General features: G+C 64.6%; 16 protein-coding genes. 5 read left to right on the top strand and 11 right to left on the bottom strand.

What is annotated here, in order from left to right; translation table 11 throughout:
• Window positions 1-23: 23 nt before the first annotated feature.
• From Q1Y33_RS00800 to dapB, 3 genes are read right to left on the bottom strand one after another with little or no spacing between them, the layout of a single operon-like run.
• Window positions 24-647, bottom strand: a complete 624-nt coding sequence (locus Q1Y33_RS00800) for a YigZ family protein (protein WP_300797330.1) — start codon at window positions 645-647, stop codon at window positions 24-26.
• Window position 648: 1 nt separating this feature from the next.
• Complete coding sequence (lepB, locus tag Q1Y33_RS00795) at window positions 649-2,001, bottom strand: signal peptidase I (protein ID WP_300797328.1); 1,353 nt, start codon at window positions 1,999-2,001, stop codon at window positions 649-651.
• Window positions 2,002-2,021: 20 nt separating this feature from the next.
• Window positions 2,022-2,777, bottom strand: coding sequence for a 4-hydroxy-tetrahydrodipicolinate reductase (gene dapB / locus Q1Y33_RS00790; protein WP_300797326.1), 756 nt, complete (start codon window positions 2,775-2,777; stop codon window positions 2,022-2,024).
• A gap of 167 nt (window positions 2,778-2,944) precedes the next feature.
• On the opposite strand from dapB, the gene Q1Y33_RS00785 reads away from it, so the two are divergent.
• Together Q1Y33_RS00785 and truA are read left to right on the top strand one after the other, a co-directional pair.
• A complete protein-coding gene (locus tag Q1Y33_RS00785) occupies window positions 2,945-4,375 on the top strand; it encodes an aspartate ammonia-lyase (RefSeq protein WP_300797324.1) in 1,431 nt (476 codons plus the stop codon).
• 94 nt (window positions 4,376-4,469) lie between these two features.
• Window positions 4,470-5,246, top strand: a complete 777-nt coding sequence (gene truA / locus Q1Y33_RS00780) for a tRNA pseudouridine(38-40) synthase TruA (protein WP_300797323.1) — start codon at window positions 4,470-4,472, stop codon at window positions 5,244-5,246.
• A gap of 220 nt (window positions 5,247-5,466) precedes the next feature.
• Here the strand turns inward: truA and lpdA are convergent, their stop codons facing one another.
• Together lpdA and Q1Y33_RS00770 are read right to left on the bottom strand one after the other, a co-directional pair.
• Window positions 5,467-6,843: a dihydrolipoyl dehydrogenase gene (gene lpdA, locus Q1Y33_RS00775; RefSeq protein WP_300797321.1), complete on the bottom strand. Its 1,377-nt coding sequence runs from the start codon at window positions 6,841-6,843 to the stop codon at window positions 5,467-5,469.
• A 13-nt stretch (window positions 6,844-6,856) separates the two neighbouring features.
• Entirely contained in the window at window positions 6,857-8,551 is a 1,695-nt protein-coding gene (locus Q1Y33_RS00770) for a C69 family dipeptidase (protein ID WP_300797319.1), read from the bottom strand.
• 345 nt (window positions 8,552-8,896) lie between these two features.
• On the opposite strand from Q1Y33_RS00770, the gene Q1Y33_RS00765 reads away from it, so the two are divergent.
• Together Q1Y33_RS00765 and proC are read left to right on the top strand one after the other, a co-directional pair.
• Window positions 8,897-9,571 (top strand): YggS family pyridoxal phosphate-dependent enzyme, encoded by a 675-nt coding sequence (locus Q1Y33_RS00765; protein WP_300797317.1) that lies wholly within the window; start codon window positions 8,897-8,899, stop codon window positions 9,569-9,571.
• 7 nt (window positions 9,572-9,578) lie between these two features.
• Window positions 9,579-10,358, top strand: a complete 780-nt coding sequence (gene proC, locus Q1Y33_RS00760; RefSeq protein WP_300797315.1) for a pyrroline-5-carboxylate reductase — start codon at window positions 9,579-9,581, stop codon at window positions 10,356-10,358.
• Window positions 10,359-10,590: 232 nt separating this feature from the next.
• Here the strand turns inward: proC and Q1Y33_RS00755 are convergent, their stop codons facing one another.
• The 6 genes from Q1Y33_RS00755 to Q1Y33_RS00730 are packed head-to-tail and all read right to left on the bottom strand — an operon-like array spanning window position 10,591 to window position 15,632.
• Entirely contained in the window at window positions 10,591-11,793 is a 1,203-nt protein-coding gene (locus Q1Y33_RS00755) for a peptidoglycan DD-metalloendopeptidase family protein (protein WP_300797314.1), read from the bottom strand.
• A gap of 45 nt (window positions 11,794-11,838) precedes the next feature.
• Window positions 11,839-12,414, bottom strand: a complete 576-nt coding sequence (locus Q1Y33_RS00750) for a DUF3109 family protein (RefSeq protein WP_300797312.1) — start codon at window positions 12,412-12,414, stop codon at window positions 11,839-11,841.
• Window positions 12,411-13,397, bottom strand: coding sequence for a D-alanine--D-alanine ligase (locus tag Q1Y33_RS00745; RefSeq protein ID WP_300797310.1), 987 nt, complete (start codon window positions 13,395-13,397; stop codon window positions 12,411-12,413). Before Q1Y33_RS00745 ends, Q1Y33_RS00750 begins: the two co-directional genes overlap by 4 nt.
• A complete protein-coding gene (gene nadD / locus Q1Y33_RS00740; protein WP_300797308.1) occupies window positions 13,397-14,206 on the bottom strand; it encodes a nicotinate (nicotinamide) nucleotide adenylyltransferase in 810 nt (269 codons plus the stop codon). The genes Q1Y33_RS00745 and nadD overlap by 1 nt, the downstream gene beginning before the upstream one ends.
• Window positions 14,203-14,772 (bottom strand): guanylate kinase, encoded by a 570-nt coding sequence (gene gmk / locus Q1Y33_RS00735; protein ID WP_300797307.1) that lies wholly within the window; start codon window positions 14,770-14,772, stop codon window positions 14,203-14,205. Before gmk ends, nadD begins: the two co-directional genes overlap by 4 nt.
• Complete coding sequence (locus Q1Y33_RS00730) at window positions 14,772-15,632, bottom strand: YicC/YloC family endoribonuclease (protein WP_300797372.1); 861 nt, start codon at window positions 15,630-15,632, stop codon at window positions 14,772-14,774. Before Q1Y33_RS00730 ends, gmk begins: the two co-directional genes overlap by 1 nt.
• A 192-nt stretch (window positions 15,633-15,824) precedes the next feature.
• On the opposite strand from Q1Y33_RS00730, the gene serC reads away from it, so the two are divergent.
• The coding region (gene serC / locus Q1Y33_RS00725; RefSeq protein WP_300797305.1) for a 3-phosphoserine/phosphohydroxythreonine transaminase at window positions 15,825-16,546 on the top strand (722 nt) is incomplete at its 3' end.

The raw sequence follows: 16,546 nt of genomic DNA, 5'->3' as shown, positions 1-16,546 counted from the left end.
TGCCGCGCGGTGGCGGCGTGTGGCTATTCGGCGTTGCTGCCCTGCTGCCCCTCCTCGCGGATGCTCCCGCCCGCCTTGCGGAGCTTTTCGACCAGCTGCCCGGCGAGCGTCTCGCGGATCGTGAGCTCCATCGTGCAGAGGTTGTCGAAGCGCTGGGCGCGGACGGTCGGCTGCAGCTCCTTGATGACGCGCATGATGTCGTTCATGGCCACGTAGGGAAAGTCGACGCAGACGTCGCGGTCGACCGTGCGCTCGACAATCTGCGCCGCGGCGAGCACCTCGGCCGCCGACTCGCGGTAGGCGGCGATGAGCCCCGGCACGCCGAGCTTCGTGCCGCCGAAGTAGCGGACCACGACCACCAGGCAGTCGGTCACCGACGTCGAGAGCAGCTGCCCGAGGATCGGCTTGCCGGCCGTGCCCGAGGGTTCGCCGTCGTCGTTCGAGCGGAACTGTTCGCCGTGCGGGCCGAGCCGCCAGGCGTAGCAGTGGTGCGTGGCGTCGTAGTAGCGTTTGCGCAGCGCGTCGAGCCGCTTGCGGACCTCCTCCTCCGTGCGCACGGGGTAGGCATAGGCGAGGAACTTGCTGCTGCGCTCCCGGGAGGCCGCCTCGGCGGGGGCGGCGATGGTCAGATAGCTGTCCTCGGCCACGTCAACGTACCTTGCTGAAGAGTCGCTCCCACCGGATGTTCGACGGGAAGGATTTGTCGGCATCGAGCGACAGCCACACGAACGAGGCCTTGCCCACGATGTGGTCCTCGGGCACGAAGCCCCAGAAGCGCGAGTCGGCCGAGTTGTGGCGGTTGTCGCCCATCATCCAGTAGTAGTCCATGCCGAAGGTGTAGCTGTCGGCCGGTGCGCCGTCGATGAGGATCACCCCGTCGCGCTGCTCGAGCGTATGGCCCTCGTAGGCGGTGATGATGCGCTCGTAGAGGGGCAGGTTTTCCGGCGTGAGCGCGACGGTGGCGCCGCGCTTCGGAACCCAGATTGGGCCGTAGTTGTCCTGGCTCCAGCGCGGCTCGTCCCACTGCGGGAAGACGTCCGTATTGGGGGCGTAGCAGTAGCGGCGGACCATCGTGACGTTCTTCATGCCGCGGAGCCGTTCGGCCACGTCGTCCGTAATCCACATGTAGTAGACCGAGCCGTTGCCGCTGTATTCGCGGATGCCGAGCTTCTCGAGGGCGTACTGCGTGAAGGGCGCCGAGGTCTGCACGATGTGCTGGTACTGGAGCCCCGGGACGTGCTCCTGCGGCTTGCCGTTGATCCAGGCCTCGCCGTTGCGTATCTCGAGCGAGTCGCCCGGCAGTGCGATGCAGCGCTTGATGTAGTTCTCGCGCTTGTCCACCGGCCGCGAGATGACCGTGTATTCGTCGTTGAGGCGCCGGCGCCCCTCCTCCTTGCCGAACGAGGCCTCGTAGCTGCGCAGCACGTCGTAGTAGGTCACCGACTGGTTTTCGAGCAGCACGGTGTCGCCCGCCGGGAAGTTGAAGACCACGACGTCGTTGCGGCGGATGGACCGCAGCCCCTTCAGGCGGTGGTAGGGCCATTTGATCGCCTCGGAGAAGGATTTTTTCGTCTGCGAGAAGGGCATCGTGTGGTGCACGAACGGGAACGAGAGCGGCGTGTTGGGCATCTGGGGGCCGTAGGTCACCTTGCTCACGTAGAGGTAGTCGCCGATGAGCAGCGACTTCTCCATCGACGACGTCGGGATGACGTACATCTGGAAGACGAAGATGTGGACGAGCGTCGCCACGACCGTGGCGAAGATGACGGCGTTGACCCACTCGTAGACGGTCTTGTAGGTTTTGCTGCGCGCGCACAGCCGGGCGTTGTGGCTCCAGACGTAGCGGTAGAAGAGCCGCGAGATGTAGAGGTCGTAGATCACCGGGATGCCGAGCAGCAGCCAGAGGTTGCCGGTCCAGACGACGAACCACAGCGTGTAGAGCACCGCGGCGAGCGTGAAGCCGACCCATTTGTTGCGGAAGAAAGCCTTGATTTTTCCCATGTTGCGTCTCTTTGCCTGAATTATTGCAGCAGGTCGTCCATGCCGAAGACGCCCCGTTTGCCGCAGAGGAACTCCGCGGCGATGACGGCGCCGAGGGCCAGCGTGCGGCGGTTCTTGATCGTGTGGCTAAGTTCGAGGATGTCGTCCTCCGACTCGTAGGTCACGGTGTGGATGCCCGGAACCATGCCCTCGCGGCGCGAGTCGATCTCGATCTGGTCGGGCGCCACCTCGGCGGGGCTCTCCACGCGGTGGGCGGCCTGCTCGATGCCCGGGGCGTAGTTGACCCACGTGCGCTTGGCGGCGAGGTTGTCGATGATCCCCTCGGCCAGCGTGATGGCCGTGCCGCTCGGCGCATCCTTCTTCTGCGTGTGGTGCGTCTCGCCGATGCGGACCTCGTAGCCGCCTACGCGGCCGATCATGGCGGCCAGCTGGCGGTTGAGGCGGAAGAGCAGGTTGACGCCCAGGCAGTAGTTCGAGGCGTAGAAGAAGGCCCCGCCTCGCTGCCGGCAGAGCGCCTGCATCTCGGGCAGGCGCTCGGTCCAGCCCGTCGTGCCGCTCACCACGGCCGTGCCGTGCTCGAGGCAGGTGCGGATGTTCTCGCACGCCGTGGCGGGCGTGGTGAATTCGATGGCCACGTCGGCCCGGGCCAGGTTCGCGGCGTTGAGCTCCGCGCTGTTGTCGGCATCGACGACGAGGACCACCTCGTGGCCCCGCTCGGCGAGGATCTTCTCGATCTCGCGGCCCATCTTGCCGTAACCTATAATGATCGCTTTCATCTTGTTTTGGTCGGAAATATGTCCTGCAAAGATAATACTTCTTGACGGAATTTGCGGTCGATGCCGAAATTGTTTTTGAAATCAGAAATATTTGTTATCTTTACGGGTGCTTGCGGTTATGATCCGAAACAAAACGAGACGATACTCACAAATATTGTTATTCTACTATGGAAAAACAGACAAAGATGACACGTACCGAGAGCGATTTGCTCGGCAGCGTGGAGGTTCCCGAAGAGGTGCTTTACGGCGTGCAGACCATGCGCGGTCTGGAGAATTTCGCCATCAGCAAGTTCCGCCTGTGCGAATACCCCCGCTTCATCGAGGGGTTGGCCATCGTGAAGCTGGGCGCCGCCATGGCCAACCACGATATGGGGCTGCTCTCCGACGAGCTCTACGAGGCCATCGCCCAGGCGTGCCGCGAAATCCGCGACGGCAAGTTCCATGAGTTCTTCCCCGTGGACATGATCCAGGGCGGTGCCGGCACCACGACGAACATGAATGCCAATGAGGTAATTGCCAACCGCGCGCTCGAGATCATGGGCCACCGCCGCGGCGAGTACCAGTACTGCTCGCCCAATGACCACGTCAACTGCTCGCAGTCGACCAACGACGCCTACCCGTCGGCCATCCACCTGGGCCTCTATGCCACGCACCTCGAGCTGCGACAGCACCTCATGGAGCTGATCGCGGCCTTCGACCGCAAGGGAGAGGAGTTCGCCGACGTGCTGAAGATGGGCCGCACGCAGCTGCAGGACGCCGTGCCGATGACCCTCGGCCAGACCTTTCACGGCTTTGCCAGCGTACTCGAGGGCGAGGTCGACAACCTCGACCATGCGGCGCTCGAGTTCCTCTCGATCAACATGGGCGCCACGGCCATCGGCACGGGCATCTGCGCCGAGCCGGGCTATGCCGAGCGCTGCACGGCGGCCATCCGCGAGATCACGGGCTGGGACGTCAAGCTGGCCGATGACCTGGTGGGCGCCACCTCCGACACGGTCTGCATGGTGGGCTACTCCTCGGCCATGAAACGCATCGCCTCGAAGATGAACAAGATATGCAACGACCTGCGCCTGCTCTCGTCGGGTCCGCGCTGCGGCCTGGGCGAGTTCAACCTCCCGGCGCGCCAGCCCGGTTCGTCGATCATGCCCGGCAAGGTCAACCCGGTGATTCCGGAGGTGATGAACCAGATCGCCTTCAAGGTCATCGGCAACGAGCTCTGCGTGACGATGGCCGACGAGGCCGCGCAGATGGAGCTCAACGCCATGGAGCCCGTCATGGCGCAGTGCTGCTTCGAGTCGGCCGAGCTGCTCATGAACGGCTTTGACACGCTGCGCATCCGTTGCGTCGACGGCATCACGGCCAACGCCGAGCGCTGCCAGCAGTATGTCCGCAACAGCATCGGCGTAGTGACGGCGCTCAACCCGATCATCGGCTACAAGAACTCGACGAAGATCGCCAAGGAGGCCCTCGAGACGGGCCGCGGCGTCTACGAGCTGGTGCTCGAGCACGGCATCCTGACGCGCGAGGAGCTCGACGAGGTGCTCAAGCCCGAGAACATGATCCGCCCCGTGAAGCTGGGCATCAAGCCGCGGCGCTGATCCCGTTTCCGCTCCGTCCGCCGTCCGGGTGCGTCCCGCCGGCGGACGGATTGTTTCAAGACGCAACCCTTCAAAACCGTAGAACAAGAAAACCATGCGCTACTTTCTCGAACTCCGCTACAACGGCGCCGCCTACTTCGGATGGCAGCGGCAGCCCGACATGCCCTCCGTGCAGCAGACCCTCGAACGGGCCCTCACGATGCTGCTGCGCCAGACGGTCGAGGTGACGGGCGCCGGACGCACCGACACCGGGGTCAATGCCGCCTACTACGTGGCCCACTTCGACTGTGCGGCTCCGGTCGAGGAGCCCGAACGGACCGTCTACAAGCTGAACTTCCTGCTGCCGGACGACATCTCCGTGGCGCGCATGACCCCCGTGGCCGACGGGGCGCACGCCCGGTTCGATGCGCGCGAACGCGAATACCGCTACTACATCGAGACGCGCAAAAACCCCTTCACGCGCCATGCGACGTGGCAGTACTACGTGCCGCTGGACGTGGCGCGGATGAACGAGGCGGCCGAGGCGCTCCTCGGCGAGCAGGACTTCACGTCGTTCGCCAAGCTCAACTCGAACAACAAGACCAACATCTGCCGTGTCACGACGGCCCGCTGGAGCGAGGGGCACGGACGGCTGTGCTTCACGATCCGCGCCGACCGCTTCCTGCGCAACATGGTGCGGGCGATCGTCGGCACGCTCGTCGACGTCGGGCGAGGCCGCTACACGCCCGAGGATTTCCGGGCGATCATCGCAAGCCGCGACCTGTCTCGCTCAAGTGCCGGCGTTCCGGCGCAGGGGCTCTTCTTGAGCGACGTGCGCTATCCTGCGGAGATTTTCTCCCGCACGGCCTACCTCGACGAGACGCTGCTCTGACCGCCGTTGCTCCGATCGTTGCTGCACTGACCGCTGCTGCTCTGATCGCCGCTGCACCGTCTGCGCTGCACTGACTGCCGTTGCCTCCCCTCCCCGGCTGCGGTCTTTCCGGCCCGGAAGCCCCCTGTCCTGCCGCTGGATGGGAGAGCCCCGAATAAAAAACCGCCCCCTGCGAAAAGAGGCGGTTTTTCTTGTGTCCGGAGTGTCCGGGACGGCCGGATCAGAGGTGGATTGCGGCGCCGAGGGCTGCTTCGGCGGCCTCCATCATTCCTTCGTTCATCGTCGGGTGTGCATGGATCGTGCGGGCGATCTCGTGGGCCGTGGCGCCCAGCCTGCGGGCCAGCGTCGGCTCGGCGAGCATCTCCGTAACGGAGGCACCAACCAGATGGGCGCCCAGCAGGTGCTCCTCGGCGTCGAAAATCAGCTTGACGAAGCCGTCGCGGTCCCCGGCGGCCGTGGCCTTGCCCGAAGCCGTGAAGGGGAAGCGGCCGATCCGGCAGTCGATGCCCCGCTCGCGGGCCTCCTGCTCGGTCATGCCCACCGATGCCACCTCGGGCGAGGTGAAGATGCACGACGGGATGGTCGTGTAGTCCACCGGTGCGGGATTGAGCCCGCAGATGGCCTCCACGCAGCAGATGCCCTCGGCCGAGGCGACATGCGCCAGCGCCGAGCCCGGGACGATGTCGCCGATGGCGTAGATGCCAGGGACGTTCGTTCGGTAGAAGGCGTCGACCTGCACCTTGTCGCGCTCGACGGCGATGCCCAGCTCCTCGAGGCCGATCCCCTCGATGTTCGACTTGATGCCCACGGCCGAGAGTACGACGTCGGCCGTCAGCGTCTCGGTGCCCTTCTTGCCCTCGATCGCCACCTCGCACTGCCCGTCGGCATTTACCGTAACGCCCTTGACGGTCGTCGAGGTGAGCACCGTGGCGCGCAGTTTGCGGAAGGCCCGCTCCATGGTTTTCGAGACCTCCTCGTCTTCGAGCGGCATCATCCGCGGCAGGTACTCCACGACGGTGACCTTGACGCCCAGCGCGGCGTAGAACCATGCGAACTCGCTGCCGATGGCCCCCGATCCGACGACGATCATCGAACCGGGCAGGCGGTCGAGCGTGAGGGCGTGGCGCGACGAGAGGACCTTCACCCCGTCGACGGGCATGAAGGGCATCTCGCGCGGGCGCGCTCCCGTGGCGAGGATGATGTGGTCGGCCTCGTAGGGAGTGCCGTCGACGTCGAGGTGCCCCGGCGCCGTGAGGCGCCCGAAGCCCTGAATGAGGTCGATGGCGTTCTTCCGGAGCAGGAACTGCACCCCCTTCGACATGGTCTCGGCGACGCCGCGCGAGCGTGCCACGATCTTCGCCAGGTCGGGGCGCACCTCGCCCGTGAGCTCCAGCCCGTAGTGTTCGGCCGAGCGGCAGTAGGTGTAGACCTGGGCGCTCTTGAGCAGCGCCTTGGTCGGGATGCAGCCCCAGTTGAGGCAGACGCCGCCCGCTTCGGCCCGCTCGACGAGCGCGACCTTGCGGCCCAGCTGTGCGGCGCGGATGGCGGCGACGTAGCCGCCCGGTCCGCTGCCCACGACGATGATGTCGTATTTCATACTATGCGATGGTTTATTTGATGACCTTCAGGATTTCGCCGTTGTCCTGCGCCACGGCGCGCTTCCACTTCTCGTTGTAGCCCGGGAACTGAATCTTGTCGGGAATCTGCTTGCCGTTGCCGTTGTCGACGAAGTGTGCGGCCCCGCCCTCGCCGTCGAGGAAGGTCTGCACGTCGGCATGCTCGCTCTTGACGTTGCCGTCCATGTACTTGACCAGCAGGTAGCGGTCGAGCTTCGACCAGCGGTCGAAGAGCTCCTCGGCCGTCGAGACGCTCACCTCCGTAAGGTACGCGCGGCGCGCGGCGTCGGACATGCGGCCCACCCTGGCGTTGAAGTCCGCGATGGAGGCCAGGTGGTCGTTCTCCCACTTGTCAGTGACCTTGCGGATGTCGGCCGAGATCATGTCGTAGCGCATGTAGGCGAAGTTCGTCACGCGGTTGAAGAGCCAGAAGGCCGATGTGGGCGAATATTCGAGCATCGAGCCGTTCTGCTCGCTGAAGCACTCGGGCACCTCCTGCGTGCAGCAGAAGATCGGCGTCAGGCACGATGTCGCGGCGTCGTCCACGCCGAACCAGAGGATGCCCATGTCGCGCGGCGCGTCGTTGCGGGCCTGTGCCACGAACCAGAAGCCGGTCTGCTGCGTGGCCGTGGCGCGCTCGTTGAGGTACTCCGTGCCGTCGACCTCGAAGGTCATCGGGCGCCAGCGGTAGGGGCAGTTGTGGCCTCCGGCCCCGATATCCTGCGTCATGTCCATCGGCGTGCCCTCGTAGTGGTCGCGCATGCAGTCGAAGACGGTCTTGGGCGAGACCTTCGTGCGGGGCTTCACCCACAGCGGCATGCGGTTCTCGAGGTTGTAGCCCATGGCGTAGTCCTCGTAGTCCTCCATGCCGTCGGCCACGGTGCGGAAGAAGGCCCAGACGCGGGCGTCGCAGCCGCGCACGGTGCCGAAGTCGGCCGGAGCGTAGGCGTCGGCGAAGCTGAAGTCGGCATCCTCACCCTCGAAGTAGCCCATCTCGCGGGCGAACGACACGACGTCGGGGGCGTAGAGGCAGTTCTCGGGATCGTCCATCGGGAAGGTCGTGATGCGCGACTGGTTGGCGTGGGCGCAGACGTAGCCGTCCGGAATGCGGCGGGCCACCCAGACGATGCCCTTGCGGGCGTTGCCGCCCTTGCCGTCGTCCTTGTAGCCCTTGCCGATGAGCTCCATGATCCACGCCTCGTCGGGGTCGGCGATGGAGAACGACTCGCCGCTCGAGGCGTAGCCGTAGGTGTTGGCCAGCTCGACAATCGTGCGGATAGCCTCGCGGGCCGTCGTGGCGCGTTGCAGCGTGATGTAGATCAGCGAGCCGTAGTCGATGCGTCCCGTCGTGTCGACGAGCTCCTCACGGCCGCCGTAGGTCGTCTCGCCGATGATGAGCGAGTGTTCGTTCATGTTGCCGATTGTGGACCACGTGCGGGCGATCTGCGGGATGTCGGTCAGGTAGCGGCCCGTGTCCCATTCGTAGACGGGCAGCATCGTCCCGGCCTTGTGGCGTCCGGCCGGCGTGTGGTAGAGCGCCCCGTAGAGGGCGTGCGAGTCGGCCGCATAGGAGACCATCACCGAGGAGTCCGTCGAGGCGCCCTTCGTGATGATGAAGTTCGTGCAGGCCGCGGCCGGGGTGAAGGCCCCGACGGCTGCCGCCGCGAAGATCAGAAAGAGTTTTTTCATATCCGTGTGTTGAGTTAGGAAACAAATGTACAAAACAAATCGCAAATGGCAAAAATTTCCTATCTTTGTATGGCCCGCGGCCGGAGTGCGGCCCACATGCGGTATGGACGATGTGTAACGGGCCGATAATGAGTTGCTTGTTGCGGGAGGGGCCGCATGAAGCCCCGGCCTTTTCGCCGCGGATGTCTCTGTCTGCATGCCGGACGGGGTGCCGTTGCGGAGTGAACGGCTCCCCTGCCCCGGAATTCTGCCGGTCCGGTGGACGGGCGTGGAATGGCGGGTTCGGAGTGTCCGGACCTTTTTTCGGATCGGGAGGGAATTTGTGAACCATATAAATAGGATGATATGTCAATAGAGAGTCAGTTGTCGGCCGTGCGCCGCTCGCTGCCGGGGGACGTCACGCTGGTGGCGGTGTCGAAGACCCACCCTGCCGCAGCGATCCGCGAGGCCTACGATGCCGGGCAGCGCATCTTCGGCGAGAGCCGCCCGCAGGAGCTGCGCGAGAAGTATGAGGCGCTGCCCCGCGACATCGAGTGGCACATGATCGGCCACCTGCAAACCAACAAGGTCAAGTACATCGCGCCGTTCGTGGCGCTGATCCATTCGGTCGACAGCGCGCGTCTTGCCGAGGCGATCCAGAAGGAGGCGGCCAAGTGCGGCCGGGTGATCGACATCCTGCTCGAAATCCACGTGGCGCGCGAGGAGACCAAGAGCGGCTGGGACTTCGGCGAACTGGAGGCGTGGATCGCCACGTCGCCCTTTGCGGCGCTGCCCGACGTGCGGGTGTGCGGCGTGATGGGCATCGCTTCCAACACGGACGACGAGGCGGTCGTGCGGCGCGACTTCGAGGAGCTGCGGCGCTGCTTCGGGCGGCTGAAGCCCCATTTCGGGCCGGAGTTCGACACCCTCTCGATGGGCATGTCGCACGACTATCCGCTGGCCGTGGCGTGCGGCGCGACGATGGTGCGCGTCGGCTCGCTTATCTTCGGCGAACGCGACTACTCCGCCGCACAACACTGATACGGATATGAAGATCGGATTCCTCGGATTCGGAAACATGGCGCAGGCCCTCGCCGACGGCCTGCTGCGCAGCGGCAGGGTCGCACCCGACGAGGTTGCGGCCTGCGCACGCGATTGGGAGAAGCTCTGCCGGAATGCCGCGGCGCGGGGCATCCGCCCGTTGGCGGACGCCGCACAGGTCGCGGACTTTGCCGACGTGGTGGTCGTCGCCGTGAAGCCCCACCAGGTCGAGGCCGTGCTGACGCCCCTGCGCGGGCGGCTCGCAGGCAAGATTGTCCTCTCGGTGGCTGCGGGCTTCACGTTCGACCGTTATGAGGCCCTCCTTGCACCGGGAACGCACCACATAAGCACGATCCCCAACATGCCCGTGTCGGTCTGCGAAGGGATCGTCGTCTGCGAGCGGCGCCACAGCCTCACCGAGGACGAGTGGCAGGCCGTGCGTGCGCTGCTCGGCGGCGTGGGCATGGTCGTCGAGGTCGACACCCCGCTGCTGGCCGTCGCCGGCACGGTCTGCGGCTGTGCCCCGGCCTTTGTCGCGATGTTCATCGAGGCGCTGGGCGATGCGGCCGTCAAGCACGGCATCCCGCGGGCCGAGGCCTACCGCATGGTGAGCCAGATGGTCGTCGGGACGGGACCCCTGCAGCTTGAGAGCGGTGCCCACCCCGCAGCGATGAAGGATGCCGTCTGCTCGCCCGGCGGCACGACGATTGTCGGTGTGGCCGAGCTGGAACGCCATGCCTTCCGCGCCGCGGTGATCGACGCCGTGGATGCCATCGAGGGGAAATAATCCCGCGCGATCGGAGTTCTTCGGTCCGGTTCCGCTCTGCCGTTTGATCCGGTTTTCTCCCGCTCCGCTGTTTGTCCCGGTTCTCTCTCACTCCGCATAGCCTTTTGTGCCGGGCCCCCCTGCTCGCCGTTTGGCCAGCGCTGACAGATATACACAGATATACGAAGAGGGGCCGCAGATTGTCTGCGGCCCCTCTCTTTATGTCCGGGAGATGTTGCTCTCTACCCTCTTGTTATCTTACGCGCAGCGTGCGGCCGATGCGCAGGATTGTCGTCGACTTGATGCCGTTCAGGCGGCAGATGTTCGAGACCGTGGTGCCGTAGCGGCGGGCGATGGCACCCAGCGTATCGCCCGAGCGGATGCGGTGATAGCGCATGGCCGCCTTTTCGGCCGCCTCCTTCTTGTCCTGCTCCTCGTTGGCGATCTCGTCCTCGAAGTCCTGCCCGGCATTCGAATAGATGCTGAAGAAGGACTTTTTCAGCAGGAAGGTTTCGCGGCAGAGCATGCCGTTCTTGAAGTCGATCAGCCGCTCGGGATCGAACGCCTGTCCGTAGTAGCGGGTTTCGAAGTGCAGGTGGGGCCCCGTCGAACGGCCTGTCGAGCCGCCCAGACCGATCACCTCGCCCGCCTCGACCCACTGTCCCGGCTCGGCCAGCCGCTCGGAGAGGTGGCCGTAGTAGGTCTCCAGCCCGTTGTCGTGGCGGATGATGACCAGATTGCCGTAGCCGCGCACGTACTTCGAGATGCGCACGCGCCCGCAGAAGGTCGCATAGACCGGCTCGCCCATCTTGAGCGGCAGGTCCACGCCCTGGTGGCGGCGTCCGCGGCGCGGCCCGTACTTGCCGCGCGGGTTGACCGCACCCTGATAGGGGCAGTGGTAGCTGCGCGTCGAGTCGATCAGGTCGATGACCACCGACTGCGGCATGGCGGCCATGTCGACCGACTGGTACGGGAAGAGCGACTCGGTGTCCCAGTACTTTTCGAAGATGGTGCTGTCCTTCGCCACGGCGCGGTTGCGGACATATTTCCAGGTGTTGTTGCCGTAGAGAATGACGTAGAGGGCGTCGTTGCCCGAGTTGAGCGTGTCGATGACCGTCAGGCCGTTCGTGTCGAACGTCGATTCGATCTGCTTGCGTTCGAGGCGCAGGCGCAGCGTGGCGACGGAGTCCTCGGCCCGCTGCTCGGGCGTGAGTTCCGCTTCGGGGGTCCGGTTCGCCGCATGGCGCGCCGCGAGAGCCGCTTCGGTGCGGTCGAGCAGCTGTTGCAGCGAGTCGATCAGCACGCTCTGCGTGTCGGAGAGCCGGCGCAGCGAATCGGCCTCGGCCATCGCCTCGACGGCCTGTTGTTGGAGTGCGGCCCGCGAGGGACGTGCGGCGCGCGCCTCCGCGGTGAATGTCGTCGCAAGGACGGCCAGTGTCAGCAGGTATCTTTTCATAGGTGTATGGTCTCTTTTACGGTTCGGAGAGCGACTTTGCCTCTCCTACTGTTGTTTGAGCAGCTCCTCGGCGGCCTCCAGCGCGCGGTAGAACTCCTCGCCGAAGCGGCGGATGATCGGCTCGCGCAGCGACTTGTAGACCGGGATGCCCAGTTTGCGGCCGCAGGTCCGGGCTGCCTCGCAGACCGACCAGCGGTGGTAGTTCAGCCCGATCGTGCCGTTCGAGAAACGCATCAGGCGAATCGGATAGAGGTGGCACGATATCGGCTTGCGGAACGTCGTGCGGCCCTCCTGCCACGCCTTCTCGATGGCGCAGAGCGTCACGCCGCCCTCGCCGCGGCAGGCATAGGCGCACTCGGCGTCGTCGACCAGCGGCGTGGTGTAGTCGCCCTCCTCGTCCACGACCATGAAGCCCTGCCGCTCGACGGCCTCGATCCCCTCCGCTGTCATGTAGGGACGGTAGTTCGGATATTCGCGCTCGAGCGTGTCGACCTCGTCGATCTCGAGCGGCGCGCCCGCATTGCCCTCGACGCAGCAGATGCCCTTGCAGGCCGTCAGGTCGCAGGCGAAGCACTCGCGCAGCAGGTCCGCGCTTACGATCTTGTCGTCGATCTCGATCATTTGCGGTACGTGTCGGCGATGATGATATCGTAGAGCTCCCCGAGCGTCATGCCCATCTGGCGCACCTGCTTCGGGACGATGCTCCCGGCGCTCATGCCCGGGATGGAGTTCAGCTCGATGAAGTAGGGACGTCCCTCGGGCGTGACGATGAAGTCCACGCGCACGACGCCCGAGCAGCGGCAGGCGCGGTAGGCTTCGCTTGTCATGCGGTTGAGCTCGCGGCGGACCGATTCGTCGATCGGCGCCGGGGTGATCTCGTCGGAGAGCCCCGCCGTGTACTTGGCCTCGTAGTCGAAGAAGGCCTTTTTGGGGACGATCTCCGTGATCGGGAAGAGGTACTCGCGGCCGCCCGCCACGAGGATGCCGCAACCCATCTCGCGGCCCGTGATGCACTCCTCGATGAGGATTTCGTCGCCCTGTGCGAAGGCGGCGTCGACGGCTGCGGGCAGCTCTTCGGCCGTGAGGACCTTCGTCACGCCGAATGACGATCCGTTGGCGTTGGGCTTCACGAAGAGCGGAAGACCCAGCCCGGCGACGATGCGCGCCGGATCGAAGGCCTCGCCGCGGCGCAGGAAGACCTCGCGTGCGAGCGAGATGCCGCGGCCTGCGAGCGTGCGCTTGGTCGTGATCTTGTCGAAGGTGATGACCGACGAGGTCATCGAGCACGACGAATAGGGAATGCCCATCATGTCGAGGTAACCCTGCAGGCGTCCGTCCTCGCCCGGCGTGCCGTGGATGATGATGAGTGCGTAGTCGAAGGCCTTGCGCTTGCCGTCGACCGTGAGCGAAAAGTCGTTCTTGTCGACCTGCCACTGCCGGCCGTCGGGGGCCGTGTAGTGCCAGTCGCGGTGGTGCAGGTCGATGACCGTGATGTCGTATTTCGTGTGGTCGAGCGCCGCCTCGATCTGTGCGGCGCTCTGCAGGGCGATCTCCCGCTCGGGGGAGTCGCCGCCTGCCAGAAGGGCAATCTTGAGTCTTTCCATCAGGGGTTGTAGATGTCTTTGTATCGGAATTCCAGAATCTCGCGAATCATGCCGGCATACTGCGCGGCTTCGGTCGCCGCGGGGTCGAGCGTCATGGCCCGGTTGAAGTCGTTGAGCGCCTTGCCCCACTCGTTGAGCCGGTAGTGGAGCTTGCCGCGCGCGATGAGCAGCTGCACGTCGTCGGGGGTGTTTTCTATCTGTGCGGTGAGCGACGCAACGAGGTCGGCGGGGCTCCACAGCCCCTTCTGCCGGATGTGCTCCGCGACGGAGGGGGCGACCATCCCGGTGACCGGCTCGCCCTGCGTGACACGGCGGCGGATGTCGGTGGCCGAGATGTCGAGCAGCGGCGCGTCGTCGAGCAGCGTGATGCGGTCGGCGAAGCGTTCGACGCGCTCCCCGCGCCGCGGGTAGACGTAGATCGTGTAGTCGAAGAGCCGTTCGTACTCCTTCCAGCCGTCGAGCGCGGCGATCTGGTCGCCGCCCATGAGGATCGCAAAGCGCATCCGCCCGCCGCACTCCTTCTCGAGGAAGCGCAGCGTGTCGATCGTATAGGAGGGGCGCGGCAGCAGGAACTCCACGGCCGAGGCCTTGATCCGGTCGGGGTATTTCGAGGCGGCGCAGGCCTTCTCGGCCATCTCGAAGCGGTCCATCTCGGGAGCCAGCTCCGCGGCGGCCTTGTAGGGGCTCTGGGGCGAGACGATCAGCGCGACTTCGTCGCACAGGTCCCGTTCGAGGGCGTACTCCGCCAGGGCGATATGCCCGTTGTGCACCGGGTTGAACGACCCGAAGTAGAGCAGTTCGCGTGTCATGACCGGCGGGCGATGAAACGGTCGAGAATGGCGCAGACCTCCTCCACGGCGTCGTCGAGGCGGTCGTTGATGACCGTGTGGTCGAACTCCGGCGCCTTCGTCAGCTCGAACTCGGCCTTGCCGATGCGGCGCTCGATCACCTCCGGGGCGTCCGTGCCGCGTCCTTCGAGGCGGCGGCGCAGCTCCTCGACCGAGGGGGGCATGATGAAGACCGAGCAGGCATCGGCGCCGAAGATGCGCTTGAGGTTGATGCCGCCCATGACGTCGACGTCGAAGAGGATGATGTGTCCCTTGGCCCAGATGCGCTCGACCTCGCTGCGCAGCGTGCCGTAGCAGGTGCCCTTGTAGACCTCCTCCCACTCGACGAAGCGCCCCTCGGCGACAGCCTGCATGAAGGCCTCCTGCGTGAGGAAATGGTAGTCCACGCCGTCGCGTTCGGTGCCGCGCGGCGCCCGGCTCGTGGCCGAAATGGAGAATTCGAACTGCGGATAGCGCGCCAGCAGCCGGCGCACGATCGTGGTTTTGCCCGATCCGCTCGGGGCGGAGAATATGACGACCTGGCCCATCAGAGAATGTTCAATACCTGTTCCTTGATCTTCTCCAGCTCGTCCTTCATCTTGACGACGAGAATCTGGATGTTCGTTTCGTTGGCCTTCGAGCCCATGGTGTTGATCTCGCGGCCCATCTCCTGGGCGATGAAGCCCAGCTTGCGCCCGGCGCCCTCCTCGCCCGCGGCCACCTCGCGGAAGTAGCGGCAGTGGTTCGTCAGGCGCACCTTCTCCTCGGTGATGTCGAGTTTCTCGAGGTAGAAGATCATCTCCTGCTCGAGGCGGTTGTGGTCGACGTCGACCTTCAGCTGCGCGAGGCTGTCCAGGATGCGTGCGCGGATGGTCTCCGTGCGGGCCTTCTCGAAGGGGATGACCTCCTGCTTGTACTGCTCGATCAGGTCGACGCGGCGCAGCAGGTCGGCGATCAGGATGGCCCCCTCCTGCGCCCGGAAGGCGTCGAGGTGTGCGGCGGCAGTCTCCGCGGCGGCCATGAGTGCGGCGTGCTCCTCGTCAGAGACCGTTTCCGACTCGGTGGCGACGACCTCCGGCATGCGCAGGATGGCCGGCACGAGCGAGTCGTAGTCGGCGTCGATGCCCGCATACGAGAGCGTGTCGTTCATCTGGCGGAGGTATTCGCGGAAGAGTTCGCGGTTGATGCGCGCCGGGGTTTCGACGCGCTGCGTCTCGACGTTGACGAAGACGTCGACCTTGCCGCGCTGCGCCGTGCGGGCGATCAGCGTGCGCAGTTCGTATTCCGACTGCCGGTAGACGGCCGGCAGGCGCAGGTTGAGGTCCAACTGCTTGGAATTCAGCGAACGGATCTCGACCGTGATTTTCTTGTTCTGGAACGTGGCTTCGCCCTTGCCGAAGCCCGTCATGGATTTTATCATGACCCGGAGGTGTTAAATTTCGGCAAAAATACAAAAAACTATTCAAAAAAGCCGGTCCTCCGGACGGTTGCGTGAAATTTATTTGGCGAAGGCTTGGGTTTTCGGAAATAAATTTTATATATTTGTGTTAGTAAACTAACAGTCGGAAATCTGAATACCCAAAATACATTTCAAATCATTATGAAAAAGCACAATTTCAATGCGGGACCTTCCATCCTGGCGGATGAGGTCATCGAAAATGCGGCCAAGGCGGTCCTGGATTTCAACGGCACGGGCCTTTCGCTGTTGTCTATTTCGCACCGTTCGAAGGACTTTGACGAAGTGATGGCCGAGGCCGATGCGCTTTTCCGTGAGCTGCTCCACATCCCCGACAACTACAAGATCATCTACCTGGGCGGCGGTGCGAGCACCTATTTCTATCAGATTCCCGCCAACTTCCTGGGCAAGAAGGCCGGTTACGTCAATACGGGCGTGTGGTCGAAGAAGGCCATCAAGGAGGCCAAGCGCTACGGCGAAGTGGAGGTGCTGGCCACGTCCGAGGACCGCAACTTCACCTACATCCCCAAGGGTTTCGCCATTCCGACCGATCTGGACTACCTGCACATCACGACCAACAACACGATCTACGGTACGGAGTACCATGAGGATATCGACTCGCCGGTGCCCCTGATCGCCGACATGTCGTCCGACATCCTCTCGCGTCCGGTCGACGTCACGAAGTACGCCATGATCTACGGCGGTGCGCAGAAGAACCTCGCACCCGCGGGCGTGGCCTTCGGCATCATCCGCGAGGACATGCTCGACCGCATCGTGCGCGACCTGCCGACGATGGTCAACTACCGCACGCACGTCGAGAACAACTCGATGTTCAACACGCCGCCCGTCTTCCCGATCTACGTGCT

It is taken from the genome of uncultured Alistipes sp., from assembly GCF_949296715.1.
Lineage (GTDB): Bacteria > Bacteroidota > Bacteroidia > Bacteroidales > Rikenellaceae > Alistipes.
Note: the sequence above shows the minus strand (reverse complement) of the source record. Positions and strands in the feature narration are given on the sequence as shown.